Raw genomic sequence first — 22,153 nt, 5'->3', positions numbered from 1 at the left:
GTTACTGGACGGACCGGCGAGCAGCTCGGCGGCGGGTTCAAACTGAAGGGTATGACGATGTTTGGGGCAGAGAGTTCGTGCTGCGCAAGTGCCATACAGGGTGGCTTGTTGCCTGCAACGTCCTCTAGAGCCTTGATATGGCTCGTTAAACCGTTCAGCTGCCGTCAGCGCAATATTCATCCTGAAATGCAAAGCAAAGTGCCGAGACCGGGCAGGGGAGCTGGTCTCGGCGTGGGTGTTATTCAGTGGCTGCCGGAGTGGCCGAAACCGCCTGCTCCACGCTGGGTTTCGTCGAACTCTTCAACCAGTTCGAAGTGCGCCTGCACTACTGGCACCAGTACCAGTTGGGCCAGTCGCTCGCCAACCACGATGTTGAAGTCGGTCTGGCCACGGTTCCAGCAGGACACCATCAGCGGACCCTGGTAATCGGAATCGATCAGGCCGACCAGATTACCCAGCACGATACCGTGTTTGTGGCCCAGGCCGGAGCGCGGCAGGATCAGCGCGGCCAGGCCCGGATCGCCGATGTACACCGACAGGCCAGTGGGGATCAGCAGGGTTTCGCCCGGCTTGATAACGGTGTCCTGTTCCAGCATGGCCCGCAGGTCAAGGCCGGCGGAGCCTGGGGTGGCGTACTGGGGCAGCGGGAATTCGCTGCCGATGCGTGGGTCGAGGATCTTGGCTTGCAAAGCGTGCATACGAGTTAAACCTGGTTCAGACGTTCGGCGATAAAAGTGATCAGCTGGCGGGCAATCTTGCCTTTGCTGGTCTGGGCAAAAAGGGTGGCGTGCAACTCACGATCGATCACGCTGCAGGCGTTTTCCTCGCTGTTGAAGCCAATGCTCGGATTAGCGACGTCGTTGGCAACGATCAGATCGAGGTTCTTGTCCTTGAGCTTGCGTGCGGCGTAATCGAGCAGGTGTTCGGTTTCGGCGGCGAAGCCGACACTGAACGGGCGGTCAGGGCGAGTGGCAATGGAGGCCAGAATGTCTGGGTTACGCACCATTTGCAGCACAAAGCCGTCACCGGTCGTAGGGTCTTTCTTGAGTTTTTGTGGGGCGACGACTTCCGGGCGGTAGTCAGCAACCGCAGCGGACGCGATGAACAGGTCGCAGGGGATCGCGGCCTCGCAGGCTGCCAGCATGTCGCGGGCACTGACCACGTCGATGCGGGTAACGCGATCCGGCGTCGGAAGGTGCACAGGGCCTGTGATCAGGGTCACGCGGGCGCCGGCTTCAACCGCGGCTTCGGCCAGGGCGAAGCCCATTTTTCCGGAGCTGTGGTTGGTAATGTAGCGTACCGGGTCGATGTTTTCCTGGGTCGGGCCAGCGGTGATCAGCACGTGTTTGCCGGTCAGCGCCAGGTGCTGGAAGCAATCGGCGGCGCACTGCGCCAGGTCATCGGCCTCCATCATGCGGCCCATGCCGACGTCGCCGCAGGCCTGGCTGCCGGAGGCCGGGCCGAAGACCTTGAAGCCGCGGCTTTCGAGCAGCTGGGTGTTGGCCTGGGTTGCCGGGTCGCGCCACATGGCCTGGTTCATGGCGGGCGCCAGCGCCACGGTGGCATCGGTGGCCAGCACCAGGGTAGTCAGCAAGTCGTTGGCGATGCCCTGGGCCAGGCGTGCGATCACGTCGGCGGTGGCTGGGGCAATCAGTACCAGGTCGGCCCACTTGGCCAGCTCGATGTGGCCCATGGCGGCTTCAGCCGCGGGGTCCAGCAGGTCCAGGTGCACCGGGTGCCCGGAGAGGGCTTGCATGGTCAGCGGGGTGATGAACTCGCTGCCGCCACGGGTCATGACCACCCGCACTTCCGCGCCCTGGTCGATCAGGCGACGAACCAGTTCGGCGCTCTTGTAGGCAGCAATGCCGCCGCCGACGCCCAGAACGATGCGTTTCCGATACAGCCGCTGCATAGGTCTGCCTTTCAATTCGTTGGTGACATACGTGGCGAAACCCCCTCCCCAGGGTGAATTCGCCCGCAAAAAAGATGGGCTACGATATCACAGCGACCGCTACGGAACAGCGGCGCCCACACACATGGAGGTGCTATGAGCATTCGTGACTGGCCGGCGGCGGAGCGGCCGCGGGAGAAGCTACTGGAACAGGGTTCGGCGAGTCTTTCGGATGCCGAACTGCTGGCCATCTTTCTACGGACCGGGGTCGCCGGGAAAAGCGCGGTGGACCTGGCGCGGCACCTGCTGCAGCAATTTGGCGGCCTGCGTACGTTACTGGAGGCGGACCAGCAAACGTTCGGCCGCCAACTCGGGCTGGGGCCGGCGAAGTTTGCCCAGTTGCAGGCGGTCCTGGAAATGGCGCGACGGCATTTGGCGGAGCATCTGCGGCGTGCTTCGGTGCTCAAGAACCCGATCGAGGTGCGCAACTACCTCAAGGCCATGCTACGGCATGAGCCTCACGAGGTGTTCGGTTGCCTGTTTCTCGACTCCAAGCACCGGGTCCTGGCGTTCGAGACACTGTTTCGCGGCTCGATCGACACCACCAGCGTTCATCCGCGCCAGGTGGTCAAGCGCGCGCTGGCGCACAATGCTGCCGCCGTGATCCTGTGCCACAACCATCCGTCGGGGCATGTCGAGCCGAGTCAGGCCGATAGGGTGCTGACCAAGCTCCTGCAGGAAGTGCTGGGGATGATCGATGTGCGGGTGCTCGATCATTTCATCGTGGGCGATGGGGACCCACTGTCGATGGCCGAATATGGGTGGATGTGAAACAGCAGCTGCAAGTTACAAGCTACAAGCGGCAAGCCAGAGCAGCATGCGTACTGTTTTGAGCTTGCCGCTTGCCGCTTATGGCTTGAAGCTGGTCTTCGAATAATCCTGGCGTCCAAAAGGGCTGACCTGATAGCCCTGAACGTCCTTGCGCGTCAGCGCGAAGGCGGTCGGGTGGGCCAGCGGCAACCACAGGGCCTGTTGCTGGATCTGCGCCTGGGCTTGCTCGTAGAGCTTGCTGCGCACGCCTTGTTCGGTGGTGGTCTTGCCGGCATTGATCAGCTTGTCCAGGCCCTGGTCGCAGTAGCGAGCGAAGTTGGTCCCGGACTTGACGGCCGCACAGGAGAACTGCGGCGTGAGGAAGTTATCCGGGTCGCCATTGTCGCCAGCCCAGCCCATGAACAGCAGGTCGTGTTCGCCGGCCTTGGCGCGGCGAATCAGCTCGCCCCATTCAATCACCCGGATTTCCGCCTGAATGCCTATTTCCGCAAGGTCGGCCTGCAGCAACTGGGCGCCAAGGCTCGGGTTGGGGTTGAGCAGGCTGCCGGACGGACGTGTCCAGATGGTCGTTTTGAAGCCGTCCTTGAGGCCGGCCTTGGCCATCAGCGAGCGCGCCTTGGCCAGGTCTTTCGGATAGCCCGGCAGGTCCTTGGCGTAGCTCCAGGTATTAGGCGGGTAGGGGCCGTTGGCGGTTTGCGCGGTGTCTTCGAACACGGCCTTGAGGTAGCTGGTCTTGTCGAAGGCCAGGTTGATCGCCTGGCGCACTTCGGGCTTGTCCAGGGGCGGGTGCTGGCTGTTGATGGCCACGAATGCCGTCATGAAGGCGGGCGTGCTCTCGACCTTGAGGGTCGGCTCCTGGGCGGCGGCCTGTACATCCAGGGGCTTGGGCGACAGGGCGATCTGGCATTCGTTGCGCCGCAGCTTCTGCAAGCGCACGTTGGCGTCCGGGGTGATGGCGAACACCAGGGTGTCTACCCCGGGCTTGCCAGCAAAGTAGTCGCGGTTGGCTTTGTAGCGAATCGACGCGTCTTTCTGGAACCTCCCGAAAATGAACGGGCCAGTGCCAATGGGCTGGCTGTTGAGTTTCTCGGGCGTGCCGGCCTTGAGCAGTTGATCAGCATACTCAGCGGGGTAGATCGAGGCAAAGCCCATGCTCAGCGTGGCGAGGAACGTCGAGTCGGGGTGGTCCAGGGTGAAGCGCACGGTCAGCGGGTCCAGCGCGTCGATTTTCTTGATCAGCGCCGGCAGTTGCATCGATTGGGCATGGGGGAAGCCGCTTTGGGCGATGGAGTGCCATGGGTTGGCCGGATCCAGCATGCGCTCAAAACTGAACTTCACGTCTCCCGCCGTCAGGTCGCGGCTCGGGCTGAAGTAGTCGGTGCGGTGGAATTTCACCTGGGGGTGCAATTTGAAGACGTAGGTCAGGCCGTCGGCCGATACTTCCCAACTGTCCGCCAGGCTGGGGACCACTTTGCCGCTGGTCGTGTCGAAGTCCACCAGGCGATTCATCAGCACATCCGCCGAGGCGTTGGTGGTGGTCAGCGAGTTGTATTGAACGACATCGAACCCTTCCGGGCTGGCCTCCGTGCAGACGCTCAGGGTGGCAGCCTGGGCCAGCGGGCTCAGCAAGAGTGGGGCGAGCAACAGCGGTAGGGCAGCGAGGCGCATGTGTGGATTCCTGTGCAGATCGAAGGCCCATCTGCGAGTGCAGTCTGGAAAAGGCTTACCCTAGTGACCTCGCCTGCAAATGACTATCCCCTTTTGCATTTTGTGGCTGGTGGGCGGGTACTTTTATTTGATGAGGAGGGGGGCGGCAGGCGTTTTTTATCAGGAATTTGCCTTGAGCGGCACTCCGTGGAGGGCGAAACCGGGTAAAGTGCGCGGGGCCAGTTGTCGGTGTTGGCACGCAAGTCGACGTTCTGCGACGAGCGGTCGCTGGCATTGATAGCCTTTGTCCAAGGCGTCTGGCGCCCTGAATTCGGGGTTTTTGAAAAGTCTCTTCACACCGATAGTTGTTGCTACCGGGTCTTTCTGGTATAAAGCAGCGCTCTTTTCTAGGGGCCCGGTTCCTTCACTGTAGGTGTAGCCGGTAAGACCCTTAAAGAAACGCGGCGCCTGGCGCCAAATGACTGAGAGATTAAGCGGCCAACCCATGCCGGGTTGGGCATGTGGTTTTAGAGGGCTGAGGCATGTCTAGAGTCTGTCAAGTTACCGGTAAGGGTCCGGTGACTGGGAATAACATTTCCCACGCAAACAACAAAACCCGTCGTCGTTTCCTGCCGAACCTGCAGCATCACCGCTTCTGGGTTGAAGAAGAGAAACGTTTTGTGCGTCTGCGCGTATCTGCCAAAGGCATGCGTATCATCGACAAGCGTGGCATCACTGTCGTGCTGGCCGAACTTCGCCGCGATGGCAAGGTTTAAGGGAGCTAATCATGCGTGAATTGATTCGTTTGATTTCGAGCGCCGGTACTGGTCACTTCTACACTACCGACAAGAACAAGCGTACTACTCCGGACAAAATCGAGATCAAGAAATTTGATCCGGTTGTTCGTAAGCACGTGATCTACAAAGAAGGCAAAATCAAGTAATTGATTTTTCCCTCTTGAGAAAAAGGCCCGTATCGCGAGATACGGGCCTTTTTTGTTGTGCTTGTTCCGTCCGGAATAAGGTTTACACCTGTTTCAGGACTAGACAGCGACTGACTATTGATCTGGCGAGAGGTCAGCCAAAGCTGACAGATCGGATGGCACCTGCATCATCGCCAAGAAGGCGGATACGATCGGGATCCAGCTCTTTCGTGGAAATATCGTTGATGCCGACCACGCGCGCGCGGCCGGTCAGTTCGCTGATATAGGCTTTGACGGTGGCTACGTACCGGCTGCCGATCAGGTGTTGAAGCTGTTGGAGGACTTCATCATTGGTCATGTTCTTTAATCCTTTGATTGAGTGAAATGTCCGGATGGACAGTTCGATCCTCCTCCTGCGTTTATCGCCCTATGCGGTACATAGTTATGGCTTCTGTTCGAACGCCACGTAGATCTTGCGACACGTCTCCAGCACCTCCCAGGTGCCTTTGAATCCGGCCGGAATGACGAAGCGGTCGCCGGTGCGCAGGGTCTTGGCGTTACCGTCGTTGTCACGCAGTACCGAGACGCCCTGCACGATTTCGCAGTATTCGTGTTCGGTGAAGTTCACGGTCCACTGTCCGACTTCGCCTTCCCAGACGCCGGCGTTGAGCTGGCCGCAGGGGCTGTTGTAGTGGTTGTAGACGGTTTGCTCCGGGTCGCCCTTGAGCACTTTGGCGGCCTCCGGGCGATAACGCTCGGCGGCGGTGGTGGCCTGGCTGAAGTCGACGATGTCCTGGATGCTCATTGTTGTAATCCCCCGTGATTGCGACGCGAGTGGTTGAAAAGCCCCGAGTCTATGTTTATTAAAATGAACATCGCAAGGCCGTTTGCCGGCCTTGTGTCAAATATATTGAAACTAGTGGTGTGGCTGGTTTAGGGTGGTGGGTGCCCAGGGCCGATTTGACGGCTGGCCGGGCCCAATTCCTGACAGTGCCTGCGTAGCCGCGTGGCGCTCGTATTCAATAAGAGGAGGACACTCGTATGACCACCCTGACTCGTGCCGACTGGGAACAACGTGCCCGCGACCTGAACATTGAAGGCCGCGCCTATATCAATGGCGAATACACCCACGCGGTCTCCGGCGAGACCTTCGAGTGCATCAGCCCGGTCGATGGCCGCCTGCTGGGCAAGATCGCCAGCTGTGACGCCGCCGACGCCCAGCGCGCTGTGGAAAACGCCCGCGCCACCTTCAATTCGGGCGTCTGGTCGCGCCTGGCCCCGGCCAAGCGCAAATCCACCATGATCCGTTTCGCCGGCCTGCTCAAGCAGCATGCCGAAGAGCTGGCGTTGCTTGAAACACTGGACATGGGCAAGCCGATCAGCGACTCCCTGTACATCGACGTTCCGGGCGCGGCTCAAGCGCTGAGCTGGAGCGGCGAAGCCATCGACAAGATCTACGACGAAGTGGCTGCGACCCCTCATGACCAACTGGGTCTGGTGACCCGTGAGCCGGTGGGTGTGGTCAGCGCCATCGTGCCGTGGAACTTCCCGCTGATGATGGCCTGCTGGAAGCTGGGTCCGGCGCTGTCCACCGGTAACTCGGTGATCCTCAAGCCGTCCGAAAAATCTCCGCTGACCGCCATCCGTATCGCAGCGTTGGCCGTTGAAGCCGGTATCCCCAAAGGCGTGCTGAACGTACTGCCAGGGTATGGTCACACGGTTGGCAAGGCACTGGCCCTGCACATGGACGTCGACACCCTGGTGTTCACGGGCTCGACCAAGATCGCCAAGCAGTTGATGATCTACTCCGGCGAGTCGAACATGAAGCGCGTCTGGCTCGAAGCCGGCGGCAAGAGCCCGAACATCGTGTTCGCCGATGCGCCGGACCTGCAAGCGGCGGCTGAATCCGCTGCCAGTGCCATTGCATTCAATCAGGGCGAGGTCTGCACAGCCGGCTCCCGTCTCCTGGTGGAACGCTCGATCAAGGACCGCTTCCTGCCACTGGTGATCGAGGCCCTGAAAGCCTGGAAGCCGGGCAACCCGCTGGATCCGGTCACCAACGTCGGTGCGCTGGTCGATACCCAGCAAATGAATACCGTGCTGTCCTATATCGAAGCGGGCCATGCCGACGGTGCCAAGCTGGTTGCGGGCGGCAAGCGCATCCTTCAGGAGACCGGTGGCACTTATGTAGAGCCAACGATTTTCGACGGTGTGAGCAATGGGATGAAGATCGCTCAGGAAGAGATCTTCGGCCCGGTGCTGTCGGTGATTACCTTCGACAGCGCCGAAGAAGCCATTCGGATTGCCAACGATACGCCTTATGGCCTGGCTGCCGCAGTGTGGACCCAGGACATTTCCAAGGCGCACCTGACGGCCAAGGCGCTGCGTGCCGGTAGCGTGTGGATCAACCAGTACGATGGTGGCGACATGACCGCTCCCTTTGGTGGCTTCAAGCAGTCGGGCAACGGCCGTGACAAGTCGCTGCACGCATTCGACAAGTACACCGAGCTGAAGGCGACCTGGATCAAGCTGTAAGCGATGACGGGCCCCGGTTCGCCGGGGCTCAATGCAACACAGATTCCTGTGGGAGCGGGCTTGCTCGCGTAGGCGGTGTAACAGCCAACATTGATGTTGGATGTGATGACCTCTTCGCGAGCAAGCCCGCTCCCACATTGCTTTGTGTTCAGTCTGGAAAAATGACAATCCACAGGAGCGTGGAAAATGCGTTGGGCGACTTATTTCGCCGTGTTGGCATCTGTCCTGAGTGTCGGCCTGGCCCTGGGTGTCAGCATGCCGCTGGTGTCGTTGCGCCTTGAAAGCTGGGGCTACGGCTCATTTGCCATCGGTGTGATGGCGGCGATGCCGGCGATTGGCGTGCTGCTCGGTGCCAAGGTGTCCAGCCACCTGGCGGCGCGCCTGGGGACGGCGAATCTGATGCGTCTGTGCCTGTGGGCCGGCGCGGTGTCTATCGGTCTGCTGGCGTTGATGCCCAGTTACACGGTCTGGCTGGTGTTGCGGCTGATGATCGGGGTCATCCTGACCATCGTATTCATCCTGGGCGAGAGCTGGATCAACCAGTTGGTGGTGGAGCAGTGGCGTGGTCGATTGGTGGCGCTGTACGGCAGCAGTTATGCCTTGAGCCAACTGTCCGGGCCAGTCTTGCTGGGCATGCTGGGCACGGAGAACGATTTCGGGTTCTGGGTGGGCGTTGCCTTGCTGGTGGTGTCGCCGCTGTTGCTGCTGGGGCGTAGCGGGGCGCCCAGCAGCGAAGCCTGCAGTGTCACGTTCAGCGACCTGCTGGGTTTCTGCCGTGGCTTGCCGGCGATTGCCTGGGCGGTGTCGTTGTTCGCGGCCTTCGAGGCGATGATTCTGACCTTGTTGCCGGTGTACTGCCTACGACAGGGATTCACCGCTGAAATCGCCTTGGCGATGGTCAGCACCGTGGTGGTCGGCGATGCCTTGTTGCAGCTACCAATCGGCGCGTTGGCGGATCGGGTATCCCGGCGCACATTGTTTGCCGGCTGTGCGGTAACTCTGTTGCTGTCGAGCCTGGCGATCCCGTTGTTGATCGACACCTTGCTGATCTGGCCGTTGTGGGTGCTGTTTGGGGCCAGTGCCGGTGGCTTGTTCACTCTGTCGCTGATTCTGATCGGCGAACGTTATCGCGATGATGCGTTGGTGCGAGCCAACGCCCACATCGCGCAACTGTGGGGGATCGGCTGCCTGATCGGTCCGCTCGCCGCAGGCGCCGGCAGCCAATGGATCAGTGGGCACGCCTTGCCGTGGCTGATGGCGGCGGGGGCGTTCGGGTTGATCGTCCTGTTGCTGCGCCAGGGGGCTTTTGGTGAGGTGGTCGAGCCGGCCTAGAGCATGCGCTCCAGGCCAACGGTGTTGCTGAACCAGGCATTGAAGCGCCGCCACCAGTTCCCCGGCTCGCGGGTGAGAGTGTGCAGTTGGCCATTGTCTTCGGTCACCCATACCACCTGACCGTTCTCCAGCCGAGCCTGGTAACTCAGGGTCGGCGCCATGCCCTGCAAGGCCAGTTCGCGTACACGCCCGGCGAGTTCCGGGCTGTCCACCAGCACGCCGACTTCGGTATTCCAGAGCACCGAGCGTGGATCGAAGTTGAATGAGCCAATGAACGATTTCTGCCGGTCAAAGACGATTGCCTTGCTGTGCAGGCTGGAATCGGAGCCACGGTAAGAGGCGCTGCGGAAGAACTCTGGACCGCTGCCATCACCTTCATCGGGTTGTCGGCGCAGTTCGAACAGCTGCACGTCGTGCTCCAGCAACGCCTTGCGGTAGGGCGCGTAGCCGCCGTGTACCGCCGGCACATCGGTCGCCTCCAGCGAGTTAGTCAACAAGCTCACCGATACCCCGGCATCGGCGCGGCCTGTCAGGTAGACCAGCCCGGGAGGGCCGGGGACGAAATAGGCCGAGATCATTACCAGCTCTTTGCTGACCCCCTGCAGTTCGGGCGCCAGCTGGGTGGTCAGCAACAGTTGCGGGTCCGGTTCGCCCTTGGCCAGCACCTTGCTCGGCGCATCCCATAACGCCTGGTTCCAGGCCCAGGTCAACTCGGTTCGCCAGGCGTCCAGGCGCGGGTCGGTCTGGTAGGTCTTCAGTTGCTGGTACAGCGCGTGGTTCTGTCGGCGGCTTTCGTCCAGGGATGCCTGCAGTCTTGAGCGGGTGTCGGCCAGATCCTTGGTGGTGGGCTTGCTGGCGACAAACCCGTCGATGGGTTTGCTCAGGGCGCTGTTCCAGTACTGGTCGAAGCTGTGCCCCAGTTGTTCGGCGACCGGTCCGATGCCCAGCAGGTCGATGTCGGTGAAATTCAGGTTGGGCTTGGCATCGAAGTACTCGTCCCCCAGGTTGCGGCCGCCGACGATGGCGGCGCTGTTGTCCGCCAGCCACAGCTTGTTGTGCATGCGCCGGTGTTGCCGCGACAGGTTGAACAGCCGGCCCATGGTTCGCGTCACCCCGGTGCTGCGGCCCAAATGCAACGGATTGAACAGGCGAATCTGTATTTGCGGGTGAGCGGCCAGTGTGGCGATGGTCTGGTCCAGGCCGTCGCTGGTGGTGTCGTCGAGCAGAACACGAATGCGCACGCCACGATCAGCCGCCTTGAGTAACTCGTTCACCAGCAGTCGTGTGCTGATGCCGTCGTGGACGATGTAGTACTGCAGGTCGAGGCTACGCTGGGCCTGGCGGATCAGTTCGGCGCGTGCGCTGAAGGCTTCGCCGCTGTCCGACAGCAGGCGGAAACCGGAGCGCCCTTGATACGCGGCTGCCTGGGCCTGGATCAAGCGGCCAAACGAGGACTCGCTCGCTGGCAATGCCTGGCTCGGCTCGCGTGCCACGTCGAGCGAGGCGCAGCCACTCATCAGCGTGAGGAGCAACACAAGGAGCAGGACAGGTCTGGGGCGCAAGTCGGTTGTTCCTGCAAGAGGGCCAGGCTCGGAGTATGGCACGGCATTGGCGCTACTCAGGTGTCCGTGCAGGGACTCTCGGCCAGCAACTTGATTGCTGCAGCCCCGACCTTGCGCACCGCCTCTTCAATCTGTGGCGTAGGCTTGGCCGAGTAGTTCATGCGCAGGCAATTGCGGTACTTGCCCGAGGCGGAAAAGATACTGCCCACGGCAATCTGTACGCCCTGGTCGAGGAGTGCGCGATTGAGCTTCAGGGTGTCGAAGCCTTCCGGCAGTTCGACCCACAGCATAAAGCTGCCTTGCGGACGGCTGGCGCGGGTGCCGGACGGGAAGTAGCGGCTGACCCAATCAAGCATCAGGTCACGATTGCGTTGGTATTGGGTGCGCATCCGCCGCAAATGAGGCTCGAAGTGGCCGCCTTTCAAGAACTCCGCAATGGCGATCTGGGGTTGTGCCGCGGTCGAGCCGGTGCTGATGTATTTCATGTGCAGCACCCGTTCCAGATACCGGCCCGGTGCGACCCAACCGATGCGCAGCCCGGGCGCCAGGGTCTTGGAGAACGAACTGCAGAGCAGGACGCGACCGTCTTCGTCGAACGACTTGATGGTGCGTGGTCGCGGGTATGTGTAGGCCAGCTCGCCATACACATCGTCTTCGATGATGGCCACGTCAAACCGCTGTGCGAGCGTCAACAACGCGCGTTTTCGCGACTCCGGCATGATGTAGCCCAAGGGGTTGTTGCAGTTGGGGGTCAACTGTATGGCCTTGATCGGCCATTGCTCCAGGGCCAGTTCCAGCGCATCGAGACTGATCCCGGTAAGCGGGTCGGTGGGAATCTCCAGGGCTTTCATGCCCAGTCCCTTGAGTGTCTGCATGGCACCGTGAAAGCTTGGCGAGTCCACGGCGACGATGTCCCCCGGTTCGCAGATGGCGCGAATGCTGGTGGAGAGCGCTTCGTGGCAGCCGGTGGTGACCACCAGGTCGCTGGCGCTCAATTGGCTGCCGGAGTCGAGCATCAGGCGCGCGATCTGCTCACGCAGTTCCAGTGTGCCGTAGATGTTGTCGTAGTACAGGCCAGGCATGTCTTGCCGTCGGCTGATCCGGGCCAGGCTGCGCAGCAGGGGCTTGATGGTTGGCGTGGTGATGTCCGGCATGCCACGGCCCAGTTGCACGACGTCCTTGCGTGGCACGGCGCGGATCAGTTCCAGCACCAGGTCCCACTGGGAAATGTCGACCGGGCGTTGGGCCGGGCGGCCAACCACTGGCAGCTCCGGCAGCTCGCGCCCGACCGGGACGAAGTAGCCGGATTTCGGTTTCGGTCGCGCCAGCCCGCTGTCTTCCAGCACCCGGTAAGCCTGTTGCACCGTGCTCAGGCTGACCCCGTGCTCAACACTCAATGCCCGTACCGACGGCAGTCGGTCACCGGGGCGATAGAAGCCCTGCTCGATGCGTGTGCCGAGCAATTCGGCGAGGTTGACGTAAAGCGTCATGGTGCAGCCTCGGTGAAGAGATACGGGGATCAGTACAGATGGGGCAAAAATACAGGATTCAGTCGCTAAAACAGAAAATCTGTATGGAGGTAATACATATTCATTGAATCTGTAATGGTTTTGCTTGCCCGCGCATCATGGAATCTCTGGCTACCCAAGTAAACAGGAGCATTGAAAATGAACGGCTTGAGCGATGTGCGGCTGACGTTACACAGTCAGGAACTGGCGGCAGGGCAGGAACAGGGCATGCGTGAGGCCCGCGCCCGCAATGCGCCGTCCTGCCTGGGGCGCTGGGGCCTGTTCTGGCATCGTCTGCACACGCGCAAGGCGTTGCTGGAACTCTCGGCGCAGCAGTTGCGCGATGTGGGCTTGAGCCGTGAACAGGCGCGGGCGGAGGGGTTGAAGCCGTTCTGGCGGTTGTAAGTGTTGTCGTGTGTGATCGTTCCCGCGTGCGTGGGAACGATCAAATCAGCATCAGACCAGCTCTTTAAGCCGGTGCCACAACATCCCCAGCGCCAACAACGGCGAGCGCAAGTGTTTGCCGCCGGGGAAGGTGATATGTGGCACCTTGGCGAACAGGTCAAACCCTCCGCCCTGCTGGCCACTGATGGCTTCGGCTAGCAGCTTGCCGGCCAGGTGGGTGGCGTTGACGCCATGGCCTGAGTACGCCTGGGCGTAATACACATTCGGCTGGTCTTTGAGCCGGCCGATCTGTGGCAGGCGGTTGGCACCGATGCCGATCATCCCGCCCCACTGATAGTCGATCCTTACCCCACCCAGTTGCGGGAACACCTCAAGCATCTTCGGCCGCATATAAGCGCCGATGTCCGAAGGATCGCGGCCTGAATAGTGGCAGGCCCCGCCAAACAGCAAGCGTCGATCGGCCGAGAGACGGTAGTAGTCCAACGCCACGCGCTGGTCGCAGACCGCCATGTTCTGCGGCAGCAGGGCATGCGCCTGGGCTTCGCTCAAGGGTTCGGTGGCAATGATGTAGCTGCCGGCGGCCAGCACTTTGCCGCTGAGTTCCAGGTTCAGGTCATTGAGGTAGGCGTTGCAGCCCAGCACCAGCGTCTTGGCGCGCACCGACCCTTGTGCCGTGTGGACCTGGACCTCATTGCCATAGTCGATGCGGGTCACGACCGAGTGTTCGAACAGTTTCACCCCCAGTTGCTGCGCCGCTGCCGCTTCACCCAAGGCCAGGTTCAGCGGGTGCAGGTGTCCGGAGCCCATGTCGATCAAGCCGCCGACATAGCGGTCGGAGCCGACCACACTGTGCATTTCATGGGCTTGCAGCAGTCGGGTCTCATAGCGATAGCCGAGGCTACGCAGTTCGGCCGCGTCCTCGGCAAAGCCTTCAAGGTCTCGCGGTTTATTGGCCAGGTCGCAGTAACCCCAGGTCAGGTCGCAGGCAATCTGAAACTGTTCGACCCGCCGACGGACGATCTCCACCGCTTCCAGGCCCATGAGTTTCATCTGGCGAACGCCGTCTGCGCCGATCACGTCAGTGAATTGGTCCAGGCCATGGCCGACGCCGCGAATCAGCTGCCCGCCGTTGCGTCCGCTGGCCCCCCAGCCGATCTTGTGGGCCTCGAGCAGCACCACGCTGAGGCCGCGCTCGGCCAGCTCGATGGCGGTGTTCAGACCGGAAAAACCGCCGCCTACCACGCACACGTCAGCCAACAACTGGCCCTGGAGCACTGGGTGATCAGGCTGCGGCAGGCTGCTGGCGGCGTAATAGGAGGCGGTGTGGTTGCTCGGAACAGGTTGCTGAACGCGGGCGTGCATGGGGGTGATCCTGAGTTTTCGGTGTTGAGTAAATTTTACGGAGCATAAGCCGGACCTTTCGGCGCGGGCAACACTGGTCGGCCAGTGCTGTCTGGTGTCAGGCTTTTAGGGCAAAATTGCGCCCCGTTCACTTTCTCCGGTATTCATTTCGATGAGCTGCAACCGCCAGACCGTTCGCACACTCCGGCAGCAGATCCCTTCGTTCGAGTGCGTCCCCGGTTGCCACGACTGCTGTGGGCCGGTGACGACTTCGCCGGAAGAAATGTCCCGCCTGCCGCGCAAGACCCGCGCCGAGCAGGATGCGGCGATGGATGAATTGAACTGCGTGCACCTGGGGCCCGACGGTTGCACCGTGTACGAAGAGCGGCCACTGATCTGTCGCCTGTTCGGCACCACGCCCACCTTGCCATGCCCCAATGGTCGCGGCCCCGTGGAGTTGATTCATCCACGGGTCGAGAAACAGATTCACGCGTACATGGCCAGCACGCGGCAGGTTCTCGTGTGATGTGAGCGCTCCCACGCAGAGCGTGGGAACGAGCAAAGCACTCGGCAGGTGTTGGTGTGATGATCCGGGCTCAATCCGGAATCGGCAAGCTCAGGCTCTCTTTCACTTCTTCCATCACGATATAGCTCTTGGACTCGCGCACGTGGGGCAGCTTGAGCAGGATGTCGCCCAGCAGTTTGCGGTACGAGGCCATTTCGGAAATCCGCGCCTTCACCAGATAGTCGAAATCCCCTGAGACCAGGTGGCATTCCAGCACATGAGGCAGTTTCAGCACCGCGCGTCGGAACTCTTCAAAGGTATCGCCGGATTTGTAGTCGAGGCTGATTTCGACGAACACCAGCAGGCTACCCTTAAGGTGCTGCGGGTTGAGCCGGGCGTTGTAGCCCATGATGATCCCTTCGCGCTCCAGGCGGCGCACCCGCTCCGTGCAGGGCGTGGTCGACAGTCCGACCTTTTCCCCGAGTTCGGTGAACGAGATTCGCCCATCGGCTTGCAGGATGCGCAGGATGTTCCGGTCGATCTTGTCCAGTTCACGTTTGGTCTGAGTGTTGGTCCGCATAGGGGATGCGCCTCCGTCAAAAGCTATTTTGCCGAGAATTGTCGCCAAATATAGGCACTTATATAGTGAAAAGCACTGGCAAATGTTTTTTACACTGCGCTCATCATTGCTTGCACACAACAAACGTCGGCGACAAGCCGCGATGAGGGATAAAAAATGCGCGTTCTGGTCTTGGGTAGCGGCGTTATCGGTACCGCCAGTGCCTACTATCTGGCTCGGGCCGGCTTTGAAGTGACGGTCGTGGACCGTCAACCGGCCGCTGCCATGGAAACCAGTTTCGCCAACGCCGGGCAGGTCTCGCCGGGCTACGCATCGCCATGGGCTGCGCCGGGTGTGCCGCTCAAGGCCATCAAATGGCTGCTGCAGCGTCACGCACCGCTGGCGATCAAGGCCACCGCCGATATCGACCAATACCTCTGGATGGCGCAGATGCTGCGCAACTGCACCGCCAGCCGTTACGCGGTGAACAAGGAGCGCATGGTCCGCCTGTCCGAGTACAGCCGTGACTGCCTCGACGAATTGCGCGCGGAAACCGGTATTGCCTATGAAGGCCGCAGCCTGGGCACGACCCAACTGTTCCGCACCCAGGCACAGCTCGATGGCGCCGCTAAAGACATCGCTGTGCTCAAGGAGTCCGGCGTTCCGTTCGAGCTGCTCGACCGCGCCGGCATTGCCCGCGTCGAACCGGCCCTGGCCAGCGTGACCGACATTCTCGCCGGCGCCCTGCGTCTGCCGAACGACCAGACCGGCGACTGCCAGATCTTCACCACGCGCCTGGCTGAAATGGCCATGCAACTGGGTGTGGAGTTCCGTTTCGGCCAGGACATTCAACGCCTCGACTACGCCGGCGACCGGATCAATGGCGTGATGATCGACGGCAAGCTGGAAACCGCGGACCGTTACGTCCTGGCGCTCGGCAGTTACTCGCCGCAGCTGCTCAAGCCGCTGGGCATCAAGGCCCCGGTTTATCCGCTCAAGGGTTACTCGCTGACCGTGCCGATCACCAACCCGGCGATGGCTCCGACTTCGACCATCCTCGACGAGACCTACAAGGTCGCGATCACCCGTTTCGACAACCGTATTCGTGTGGGCGGCATGGCTGAAATAGCCGGTTTTGACCTGTCGCTGAACCCGCGTCGACGCGAAACGCTGGAGATGATCGTCAACGATCTTTATCCTCAGGGCGGCGATCTGGCCCAGGCCAGTTTCTGGACCGGTTTGCGTCCGACCACGCCGGACGGCACGCCGATTGTCGGTGCTACCCCGTTCAAGAACCTGTTCCTGAACACGGGTCACGGCACGCTCGGCTGGACCATGGCGTGTGGCTCCGGCCGCTTGCTGGCTGACCTGATGGCGAAGAAAACGCCGCAGATCAGCGCTGAAGGCCTCGATATTTCCCGTTATGGCAACACCCCCCAGGAGTCCGCAAAACATGGCAATCCAGCGCCAGCTCACCAATGAGCGTTTGAGCCAGATCGTGGTTCACAGCGGCACCGTGTATCTGGCAGGGCAGGTCGGCGATGATATGAGCGCCGGGATTGAACAGCAGACTCGCGAAACCCTCGCCAACATCGAGCGTTTGCTGGACCTGGCGGGGACCGACAAGACCCGGTTGCTGTCGGTGACGATTTACCTGAAAGACATTGATGCCGATTTCCAGGGCATGAACAGTGTCTGGGACACCTGGCTGCCGAAGAACGTTGCGCCGGCACGGGCAACGGTTGAAGCCAAACTGTGCGAACCGGAAATTCTGGTCGAGCTGTCGGTCGTGGCCGCTCTGCCTTGAACGATCCCTCTCCCGGTGCTATTGGTGGTTCACGCCGCCAGTCAGCGCCGGTTTTTTTCCTCTCGAGACCGCCTAGAAGTCTGCCGCCATGCGTCCTGCCCGTGCCCTGATCGATCTACAAGCCCTGCGTCATAACTATCAACTGGCCCGTGAGCTCACGGGGGCTCGTGCCCTCGCGGTGATCAAGGCCGATGCCTACGGCCACGGTGCGGTGCGCTGTGCCCAGGCCCTGGAGGCCGAGGCGGACGGTTTTGCCGTTGCCTGTATCGAAGAAGCCCTGGAGCTGCGTGCAGCCGGCATTCGCGCGCCGGTGTTGCTGCTCGAAGGCTTTTTCGAAGCCGATGAGCTGTCGTTGATCGTCGAGCATGATTTCTGGTGCGTGGTGCATTCGCTCTGGCAACTCGAGGCGATCGAGAAAGCCGCCCTGCGCCAGCCGATCACGGTCTGGCTCAAGCTGGACTCGGGCATGCACCGGGTCGGCCTGCATCCGGCGGATTACCAGGTGGCGTATCAGCGCCTGCTGGCCAGCGGCAAGGTGTCGAAGATTGTGCTGATGAGCCACTTCGCTCGCGCGGATGAGCTCAACAGCAGCAGTGCCGCAGAGCAGGTCGCGGTGTTTGAAGCTGCGCGCCAGGGGTTGTCGGCGCAGGTCAGCTTGCGCAATTCACCTGCCGTGCTCGGCTGGCCTCAGGTGCCAAGCGATTGGGTGCGCCCGGGCATCATGCTCTATGGCGCGACACCCTTCGAGGAGGCCAATCCGGTTGCCGCACGTTTGCAGCCTGTGATGACCCTCGAATCGAAAGTCATCAGCGTACGCGAACTGCCCGCTGGCGAGCCCGTGGGTTATGGCGCCCGATTCATCACCCAGAAGCCGATGCGCATTGGCGTGGTCGCCATGGGGTATGCCGACGGTTATCCGCGTCAGGCGCCTACCGGTACGCCCGTGTTGGTGGCCGGGCAGCGCAGTCAGCTGCTGGGGCGGGTGTCGATGGACATGCTGTGCATCGATTTGACCGATGTGCCTCAGGCGGGCCTCGGTTCGACGGTCGAATTGTGGGGTAAAAACATCCTGGCCAGTGATGTGGCGATGGCCGCCGACACCATCCCTTACCAGATATTCTGCAATCTGCGTCGCGTGCCACGGCTCTATAGCGGGGACTGACGGGGCGCGGGGCTGACCGGAAGTCGCTTTGCCGAACAGGACTCAGGCTCAAGTGTTGTAAATACTGAACGCTGTCGCCATGATAACGTTCACTATCCACACAATCTGAATCCTGGGAGGCTAATGCATTGGACGTCGGTGAACGACTGCAATCGATCCGTAAACTGAAAGGTCTTTCCCAGCGTGAGCTCGCCAAGCGTGCGGGTGTCACCAACAGCACCATTTCGATGATCGAGAAAAACAGCGTCAGCCCCTCCATCAGTTCGCTGAGGAAGGTGCTTGGCGGTATTCCCATGTCCATGGTCGAGTTCTTTTCCGAAGAGATTCTTCAGGAAAAGCCGACTCAGATTGTCTACAAGGCCAACGAGCTGATTGATATCTCCGATGGTGCCGTGACCATGAAACTGGTCGGCAAGGCCCATCCGAGTCGCGCTATCGCCTTCCTCAACGAGATCTATCCACCCGGTGCCGACACCGGGGAAGAGATGCTCACCCATGAGGGCGAAGAAACCGGAATCCTGCTCGAAGGACGGCTGGAGTTGGTGGTCGGTCTGGAGACTTTTGTGCTGGAAGCTGGCGACAGCTACTATTTTGAAAGCACCAAGCCACACCGTTTCCGCAATCCGTTTGATGCGCCGGCGCGACTAATCAGCGCAGCCACACCCGCGAATTTTTAAGAAAAGAGGCGTCCGCCGAGGTTTTGCGAGCCGCCCGAGCCGTTTTTCGTCATTACTTAATACCCCTTGGACTTTAGGGTTGTTTCAGTGTGGCGGGCTAACCGTTATACTTGCGCCCGCCTGCGAAACCGTGGCCGTGGGCGTGACTAGCCACCATTGAGGGTGTACGCGTGAACCTAATTATGAAAATGCTGGCCGCACCAGCAACCGTATTGGCCCTTTGGGCAGTCAGCGCTCAAGCTGCGACTACCGACGATATTGCTAAACGCCTTGAACCAGTCGGCCAGGTCTGTGTGCAAGGTCAAGAGTGCAAAGGGATGGAAGTCGCTGCTTCGGCAGGCGGCGGTGGAGCGAAAACGCCGGACGAGATCATTGCCAAGCACTGCAATGCTTGCCACGGCTCGGGCCTGCTGGGCGCACCGAAAATCGGTGATACCGCGGCCTGGAAAGCACGTGCCGATCACCAGGGCGGCCTTGACGGCATCCTGGCAAAAGCGATCACCGGCATCAACGCAATGCCCCCTAAAGGCACCTGCGCAGATTGCTCCGACGCTGATCTGAAAGGCGCTATCCAGAAGATGTCCGGCTTGAAGTAAGCCTCGTCTTCAGCGAAAAAGCCGCTTTCGAGCGGCTTTTTTGTGCCCGCGATTTGATCAGGAGGCTGGTCATCGCGGGTCAGACCCGGCAAGCTCGAACGACCTCAACTCATGGATAGGTCGGGAGGCTCTGATGGTGCAGTCCGTTTCAATCGAACAGGCAGTCGATGATGTGCTCGCGCGGTTGCCTACGCACATTCACCTCGGCCTGCCTCTGGGGCTGGGCAAGCCCAACCGCTTCGTCAATGCACTTTATCAACGCATTGCCCAACTGCCCGAACGGCAGCTGACGGTCTATACCGCATTGAGCCTGGGGCGCCCGTCATTGGGCGACGGGTTGCAGCGGCGTTTCCTGGAACCTTTTGTTGAGCGAGTGTTTGGCGATTATCCCGAGCTGGATTATCTCGCCGACCTGCATCGCGACTCGCTGCCACCCAACATTCACATCGAGCAGTTTTTCATGCAGCCCGGCAGCCTGCTGCACAGTGCGCCGGCGCAGCAAGACTATGTCAGCAGCAACTACAGCCATGCCGCCCGGGACATCAATGCGGCGGGCTTGAACCTGGTGGCGCAACTGGTGGCGCATGATCCGCGGCAGCCGGCTCGTCTGAGCCTGAGCTGCAACCCGGACATCACCCTTGATCTGCTGCCGATGATCGCCAGGCGCCGGGCCGCAGGAGAAACCATTCTGCTGGTGGGCCAGGTGCACAGCGACCTGCCGTACATGCCCGGCGACTCGGAGTTGGGGCGCGAGGCGTTTGACCTGCTGCTCGACGAAGAGGAGGGCAGCACGCTGTTCTCCACGCCGAACATGCCGGTGGGCTTGCAGGATCACTGCATTGGCCTGCACGCCAGTACCCTGGTGCGCGACGGAGGCACCCTGCAGATCGGCATCGGTTCGATGGGGGATGCCCTGACGGCTGCGTTGCTGGCGCGCCAGGCCGACAACGACGGTTATCGCGCGCTGCTGACGGACCTCGATGCCCACTACTGGGCGCCGCTGATCAGCCGTGAAGGCGGTGTGGAGCCGTTTGCCAAGGGGCTCTACGGTTGCAGCGAGATGTTCGTCAACGGCCTGCTGGCGTTGTCCGACGCCGGGATCGTACGCCGCAAGGTGTATCCGAGCGTTGCCCTGCAACAGCAAGCCAACGCCGGTACCCTCGACGAATTGTCACAGCAAGGCGGCGTCTCGGTGCACGGAGGGTTCTTCCTCGGGCCGCGCAGTTTCTATCAGCGGCTGCGTGATTTGCCCAACGGCAAACTTGCCGAGTTCAACATGACCGCCATCAGTTACATCAACGAGTTGTATGGTCACGAGGCGCTCAAGCGCTTGCAGCGTGTGGATGCGCGCTTCATCAACAGCGCCTTCACCGTGACGCTGATGGGGGCTGGAGTGGCCGATCAGCTGGAGGATGGGCGGGTGCTGAGTGGCGTGGGCGGGCAGTACAACTTTGTTGCCCAGGGCCATGCGCTGGAGGGGGCGCGCTCGATTCTGATCCTGCGCAGCTGGCGTGAGTCGGGTGGCGAGGTCAGCTCCAATATTGTCTGGGTATACGGCCACTGCACCATCCCGCGGCATTTGCGCGATATCGTGATCACCGAGTACGGCATCGCCGACCTGCGGGGTAAAACCGATGCCAAGGTGATCGAGGCGCTGTTGAATATCAGCGATTCGCGTTTCCAGCCTAGGTTGATCGAACAGGCGCAGAAGGCCGGTAAGTTGCCAAAGGATTTCAGCCTTGAGCCGCGATTTACCGACAACACTGCGCAGCGCCTGCAGGCGATTGCTGCGCGACACTCGCAGTTGTTTCCGGAGTATCCGCTGGGCAGTGATTTCACAAGCGAGGAGCGGGACTTGTTGCGGGCGCTGAACTGGCTCAAGAGCAAGTTCAAGCTGACCGAGATGCTCGAATTGGGCAAGGCTGCGCTGGACGCGCCGGAGCCGTCGCAGTACCCGGCTCATCTCGCGCGGATGCAGCTAGCCAAACCAGAAGGGCTGAAGGAGGACTTGTATCAGCGATTGCTGCTGGCGGGGCTGAAGGCCACCGCGCAATAACAGCTAGTCGAGATTAACTAATGTGGGAGCGGGCTTGCTCGCGAATACGGCGGTACATCCCGTATCGATGTGACTGACAAACCGCCTTCGCGAGCAAGCCCGCTTGTATGTTTAGACTTGTAGGGGTGGTGGGACTAAAAGCCAGCATCTGACTCTAGCCAGTACAGACCGTGGGAGACTTCGCCCCACCCCTTCACCAAAGCGCCGATAAGGAATGCATCGGCCATGACCGACGATAGAAGCAAGCCAGCGCAACGGTGAAGCCCCGACAAGCCTTTAAACCCTAACCGGGAGCCTTCTTTATGGCAATGAGTGTCTCGCATTGTGTCGTCGGTGTGGATGTCGCCAAGGCCGAAGTGGTGGTCTATCAAGCCGACATCGATCAACTGTCAGTCGTGTCAAACGATAAACCAGCCCTCAAGAAATGGCTGCAAACGTTACCGGCAAACAGCGCCATCGCCATCGAAGCCACCAACATCTATCACCTATGGACGGTTGAGCTGGCTCATGCAATGGGCCATACCGTGTATGTCATCGATGGTTTCCGTCTGAGCAACTATCGTAAAGGTGTGGGCGGCCGAGCCAAGACGGATGCCAGTGACGCACGTTTACTGGCACGCTATCTGAAGAACGAAATGGTGGAGCTGCGGCCATGGAGTCCGCCACCCAAGGTTTATCTCAAGCTTCAAAGTTTGCTTCGTCGACGCGCAACGCTGGTTCAGGCTCGTGTCAGCATCACCCAAAGCTGGGGTGACGAACCGCTGTTGAAAGCCGCATTCAAACGTCTGGCCGCTGGGATGGAACGGTTGGACCTACT

Annotated in this window: 23 protein-coding genes; 14 read left to right on the top strand and 9 right to left on the bottom strand. The window is 60.8% G+C overall.

Annotated features, from left to right (window positions below; genetic code table 11):
* Positions 1–242: 242 nt before the first annotated feature.
* Positions 243–698, bottom strand: a complete 456-nt coding sequence (gene dut, locus AC3WQN_RS02395) for a dUTP diphosphatase (protein ID WP_095146311.1) — start codon at positions 696–698, stop codon at positions 243–245.
* 5 nt (positions 699–703) lie between these two features.
* Positions 704–1,912: a bifunctional phosphopantothenoylcysteine decarboxylase/phosphopantothenate--cysteine ligase CoaBC gene (gene coaBC / locus AC3WQN_RS02390; RefSeq protein WP_095081990.1), complete on the bottom strand. Its 1,209-nt coding sequence runs from the start codon at positions 1,910–1,912 to the stop codon at positions 704–706.
* A 135-nt stretch (positions 1,913–2,047) separates the two neighbouring features.
* On the opposite strand from coaBC, the gene radC reads away from it, so the two are divergent.
* Positions 2,048–2,722, top strand: a complete 675-nt coding sequence (radC, locus tag AC3WQN_RS02385; protein ID WP_095081988.1) for a RadC family protein — start codon at positions 2,048–2,050, stop codon at positions 2,720–2,722.
* Positions 2,723–2,800: 78 nt separating this feature from the next.
* Here radC and AC3WQN_RS02380 read toward each other — a convergent pair whose 3' ends face one another.
* Entirely contained in the window at positions 2,801–4,390 is a 1,590-nt protein-coding gene (locus AC3WQN_RS02380; protein ID WP_103398521.1) for an ABC transporter substrate-binding protein, read from the bottom strand.
* 521 nt (positions 4,391–4,911) lie between these two features.
* On the opposite strand from AC3WQN_RS02380, the gene rpmB reads away from it, so the two are divergent.
* Positions 4,912–5,145, top strand: a complete 234-nt coding sequence (gene rpmB / locus AC3WQN_RS02375) for a 50S ribosomal protein L28 (RefSeq protein ID WP_007975166.1) — start codon at positions 4,912–4,914, stop codon at positions 5,143–5,145.
* 11 nt (positions 5,146–5,156) lie between these two features.
* Positions 5,157–5,312, top strand: a complete 156-nt coding sequence (gene rpmG, locus AC3WQN_RS02370) for a 50S ribosomal protein L33 (protein ID WP_007894709.1) — start codon at positions 5,157–5,159, stop codon at positions 5,310–5,312.
* 133 nt (positions 5,313–5,445) lie between these two features.
* Here the strand turns inward: rpmG and AC3WQN_RS02365 are convergent, their stop codons facing one another.
* Both AC3WQN_RS02365 and AC3WQN_RS02360 read right to left on the bottom strand, forming a co-directional pair.
* The gene (locus tag AC3WQN_RS02365; RefSeq protein ID WP_103398520.1) at positions 5,446–5,649 is read right to left on the bottom strand and encodes a hypothetical protein; all 204 of its coding nucleotides are present in this window, start codon (positions 5,647–5,649) and stop codon (positions 5,446–5,448) included.
* Between the two features lie 84 nt (positions 5,650–5,733).
* Positions 5,734–6,096: a cupin domain-containing protein gene (locus tag AC3WQN_RS02360; RefSeq protein WP_103398519.1), complete on the bottom strand. Its 363-nt coding sequence runs from the start codon at positions 6,094–6,096 to the stop codon at positions 5,734–5,736.
* 236 nt (positions 6,097–6,332) lie between these two features.
* Here AC3WQN_RS02360 and AC3WQN_RS02355 point away from each other — a divergent pair, with 236 nt between their 5' ends.
* Together AC3WQN_RS02355 and AC3WQN_RS02350 are read left to right on the top strand one after the other, a co-directional pair.
* Positions 6,333–7,826, top strand: coding sequence for an aldehyde dehydrogenase (locus tag AC3WQN_RS02355; protein WP_103398518.1), 1,494 nt, complete (start codon positions 6,333–6,335; stop codon positions 7,824–7,826).
* Between the two features lie 186 nt (positions 7,827–8,012).
* On the top strand, positions 8,013–9,158 hold the full coding sequence (locus AC3WQN_RS02350; RefSeq protein WP_103398517.1) for an MFS transporter: 1,146 nt from the start codon (positions 8,013–8,015) through the stop codon (positions 9,156–9,158).
* Here AC3WQN_RS02350 and AC3WQN_RS02345 read toward each other — a convergent pair.
* Both AC3WQN_RS02345 and AC3WQN_RS02340 read right to left on the bottom strand, forming a co-directional pair.
* Positions 9,155–10,720 carry a phospholipase D family protein gene (locus AC3WQN_RS02345; protein ID WP_178081869.1) on the bottom strand — a complete coding sequence of 522 codons (1,566 nt, stop codon included), beginning with the start codon at positions 10,718–10,720 and terminating at the stop codon, positions 9,155–9,157. The genes AC3WQN_RS02350 and AC3WQN_RS02345 overlap by 4 nt on opposite strands.
* A gap of 56 nt (positions 10,721–10,776) precedes the next feature.
* On the bottom strand, positions 10,777–12,210 hold the full coding sequence (locus tag AC3WQN_RS02340) for an aminotransferase-like domain-containing protein (protein WP_103398516.1): 1,434 nt from the start codon (positions 12,208–12,210) through the stop codon (positions 10,777–10,779).
* 177 nt (positions 12,211–12,387) lie between these two features.
* Here AC3WQN_RS02340 and AC3WQN_RS02335 point away from each other — a divergent pair, with 177 nt between their 5' ends.
* Complete coding sequence (locus AC3WQN_RS02335) at positions 12,388–12,633, top strand: DUF1127 domain-containing protein (protein ID WP_103398515.1); 246 nt, start codon at positions 12,388–12,390, stop codon at positions 12,631–12,633.
* Positions 12,634–12,684: 51 nt separating this feature from the next.
* Here the strand turns inward: AC3WQN_RS02335 and AC3WQN_RS02330 are convergent, their stop codons facing one another.
* Positions 12,685–13,995, bottom strand: coding sequence for an NAD(P)/FAD-dependent oxidoreductase (locus AC3WQN_RS02330; protein WP_103398514.1), 1,311 nt, complete (start codon positions 13,993–13,995; stop codon positions 12,685–12,687).
* A 151-nt stretch (positions 13,996–14,146) separates the two neighbouring features.
* Here AC3WQN_RS02330 and AC3WQN_RS02325 point away from each other — a divergent pair, with 151 nt between their 5' ends.
* Complete coding sequence (locus tag AC3WQN_RS02325) at positions 14,147–14,500, top strand: YkgJ family cysteine cluster protein (protein WP_095081970.1); 354 nt, start codon at positions 14,147–14,149, stop codon at positions 14,498–14,500.
* A 70-nt stretch (positions 14,501–14,570) separates the two neighbouring features.
* Here the strand turns inward: AC3WQN_RS02325 and AC3WQN_RS02320 are convergent, their stop codons facing one another.
* The gene (locus tag AC3WQN_RS02320; protein ID WP_003177284.1) at positions 14,571–15,059 is read right to left on the bottom strand and encodes an Lrp/AsnC ligand binding domain-containing protein; all 489 of its coding nucleotides are present in this window, start codon (positions 15,057–15,059) and stop codon (positions 14,571–14,573) included.
* 156 nt (positions 15,060–15,215) lie between these two features.
* Here AC3WQN_RS02320 and dadA point away from each other — a divergent pair, with 156 nt between their 5' ends.
* The 7 genes from dadA to AC3WQN_RS02285 form a co-directional block, all read left to right on the top strand.
* Positions 15,216–16,520, top strand: a complete 1,305-nt coding sequence (gene dadA, locus AC3WQN_RS02315; protein ID WP_103398513.1) for a D-amino acid dehydrogenase — start codon at positions 15,216–15,218, stop codon at positions 16,518–16,520.
* A complete protein-coding gene (locus tag AC3WQN_RS02310) occupies positions 16,492–16,845 on the top strand; it encodes a RidA family protein (protein WP_095081966.1) in 354 nt (117 codons plus the stop codon). The genes dadA and AC3WQN_RS02310 overlap by 29 nt, the downstream gene beginning before the upstream one ends.
* A gap of 88 nt (positions 16,846–16,933) precedes the next feature.
* Positions 16,934–18,007: an alanine racemase gene (gene alr, locus AC3WQN_RS02305; RefSeq protein WP_103398512.1), complete on the top strand. Its 1,074-nt coding sequence runs from the start codon at positions 16,934–16,936 to the stop codon at positions 18,005–18,007.
* A 128-nt stretch (positions 18,008–18,135) separates the two neighbouring features.
* Positions 18,136–18,684: a cupin domain-containing protein gene (locus AC3WQN_RS02300; protein WP_019694258.1), complete on the top strand. Its 549-nt coding sequence runs from the start codon at positions 18,136–18,138 to the stop codon at positions 18,682–18,684.
* Positions 18,685–18,866: 182 nt separating this feature from the next.
* Positions 18,867–19,280: a c-type cytochrome gene (locus tag AC3WQN_RS02295; protein ID WP_095146323.1), complete on the top strand. Its 414-nt coding sequence runs from the start codon at positions 18,867–18,869 to the stop codon at positions 19,278–19,280.
* A 133-nt stretch (positions 19,281–19,413) separates the two neighbouring features.
* Positions 19,414–21,336, top strand: coding sequence for an acetyl-CoA hydrolase/transferase C-terminal domain-containing protein (locus tag AC3WQN_RS02290; protein ID WP_103398511.1), 1,923 nt, complete (start codon positions 19,414–19,416; stop codon positions 21,334–21,336).
* A gap of 302 nt (positions 21,337–21,638) precedes the next feature.
* Positions 21,639–22,153 (top strand): IS110 family transposase (locus AC3WQN_RS02285; protein WP_103398510.1); only part of this gene is annotated, 515 nt, incomplete at its 3' end.

This window comes from Pseudomonas sp. FW300-N1A1, assembly GCF_058789115.1.
The sequence above is the reverse complement of the archived record's forward strand: the minus strand, read 5'-3'. Positions and strand labels throughout refer to the sequence as shown.

What these genes read in the sequence shown, in the direction of transcription:
- dut (WP_095146311.1), bottom strand. Translation starts at nt 698, where the DNA reads ATGCACGCTTTGCAAGCCAAGATCCTCGACCCACGCATCGGCAGCGAA.
- coaBC (WP_095081990.1), bottom strand. Translation starts at nt 1,912, where the DNA reads ATGCAGCGGCTGTATCGGAAACGCATCGTTCTGGGCGTCGGCGGCGGC.
- radC (WP_095081988.1), top strand. Translation starts at nt 2,048, where the DNA reads ATGAGCATTCGTGACTGGCCGGCGGCGGAGCGGCCGCGGGAGAAGCTA.
- AC3WQN_RS02380 (WP_103398521.1), bottom strand. Translation starts at nt 4,390, where the DNA reads ATGCGCCTCGCTGCCCTACCGCTGTTGCTCGCCCCACTCTTGCTGAGC.
- rpmB (WP_007975166.1), top strand. Translation starts at nt 4,912, where the DNA reads ATGTCTAGAGTCTGTCAAGTTACCGGTAAGGGTCCGGTGACTGGGAAT.
- rpmG (WP_007894709.1), top strand. Translation starts at nt 5,157, where the DNA reads ATGCGTGAATTGATTCGTTTGATTTCGAGCGCCGGTACTGGTCACTTC.
- AC3WQN_RS02365 (WP_103398520.1), bottom strand. Translation starts at nt 5,649, where the DNA reads ATGACCAATGATGAAGTCCTCCAACAGCTTCAACACCTGATCGGCAGC.
- AC3WQN_RS02360 (WP_103398519.1), bottom strand. Translation starts at nt 6,096, where the DNA reads ATGAGCATCCAGGACATCGTCGACTTCAGCCAGGCCACCACCGCCGCC.
- AC3WQN_RS02355 (WP_103398518.1), top strand. Translation starts at nt 6,333, where the DNA reads ATGACCACCCTGACTCGTGCCGACTGGGAACAACGTGCCCGCGACCTG.
- AC3WQN_RS02350 (WP_103398517.1), top strand. Translation starts at nt 8,013, where the DNA reads ATGCGTTGGGCGACTTATTTCGCCGTGTTGGCATCTGTCCTGAGTGTC.
- AC3WQN_RS02340 (WP_103398516.1), bottom strand. Translation starts at nt 12,210, where the DNA reads ATGACGCTTTACGTCAACCTCGCCGAATTGCTCGGCACACGCATCGAG.
- AC3WQN_RS02335 (WP_103398515.1), top strand. Translation starts at nt 12,388, where the DNA reads ATGAACGGCTTGAGCGATGTGCGGCTGACGTTACACAGTCAGGAACTG.
- AC3WQN_RS02330 (WP_103398514.1), bottom strand. Translation starts at nt 13,995, where the DNA reads ATGCACGCCCGCGTTCAGCAACCTGTTCCGAGCAACCACACCGCCTCC.
- AC3WQN_RS02325 (WP_095081970.1), top strand. Translation starts at nt 14,147, where the DNA reads ATGAGCTGCAACCGCCAGACCGTTCGCACACTCCGGCAGCAGATCCCT.
- AC3WQN_RS02320 (WP_003177284.1), bottom strand. Translation starts at nt 15,059, where the DNA reads ATGCGGACCAACACTCAGACCAAACGTGAACTGGACAAGATCGACCGG.
- dadA (WP_103398513.1), top strand. Translation starts at nt 15,216, where the DNA reads ATGCGCGTTCTGGTCTTGGGTAGCGGCGTTATCGGTACCGCCAGTGCC.
- AC3WQN_RS02310 (WP_095081966.1), top strand. Translation starts at nt 16,492, where the DNA reads ATGGCAATCCAGCGCCAGCTCACCAATGAGCGTTTGAGCCAGATCGTG.
- alr (WP_103398512.1), top strand. Translation starts at nt 16,934, where the DNA reads ATGCGTCCTGCCCGTGCCCTGATCGATCTACAAGCCCTGCGTCATAAC.
- AC3WQN_RS02295 (WP_095146323.1), top strand. Translation starts at nt 18,867, where the DNA reads ATGAAAATGCTGGCCGCACCAGCAACCGTATTGGCCCTTTGGGCAGTC.
- AC3WQN_RS02290 (WP_103398511.1), top strand. Translation starts at nt 19,414, where the DNA reads ATGGTGCAGTCCGTTTCAATCGAACAGGCAGTCGATGATGTGCTCGCG.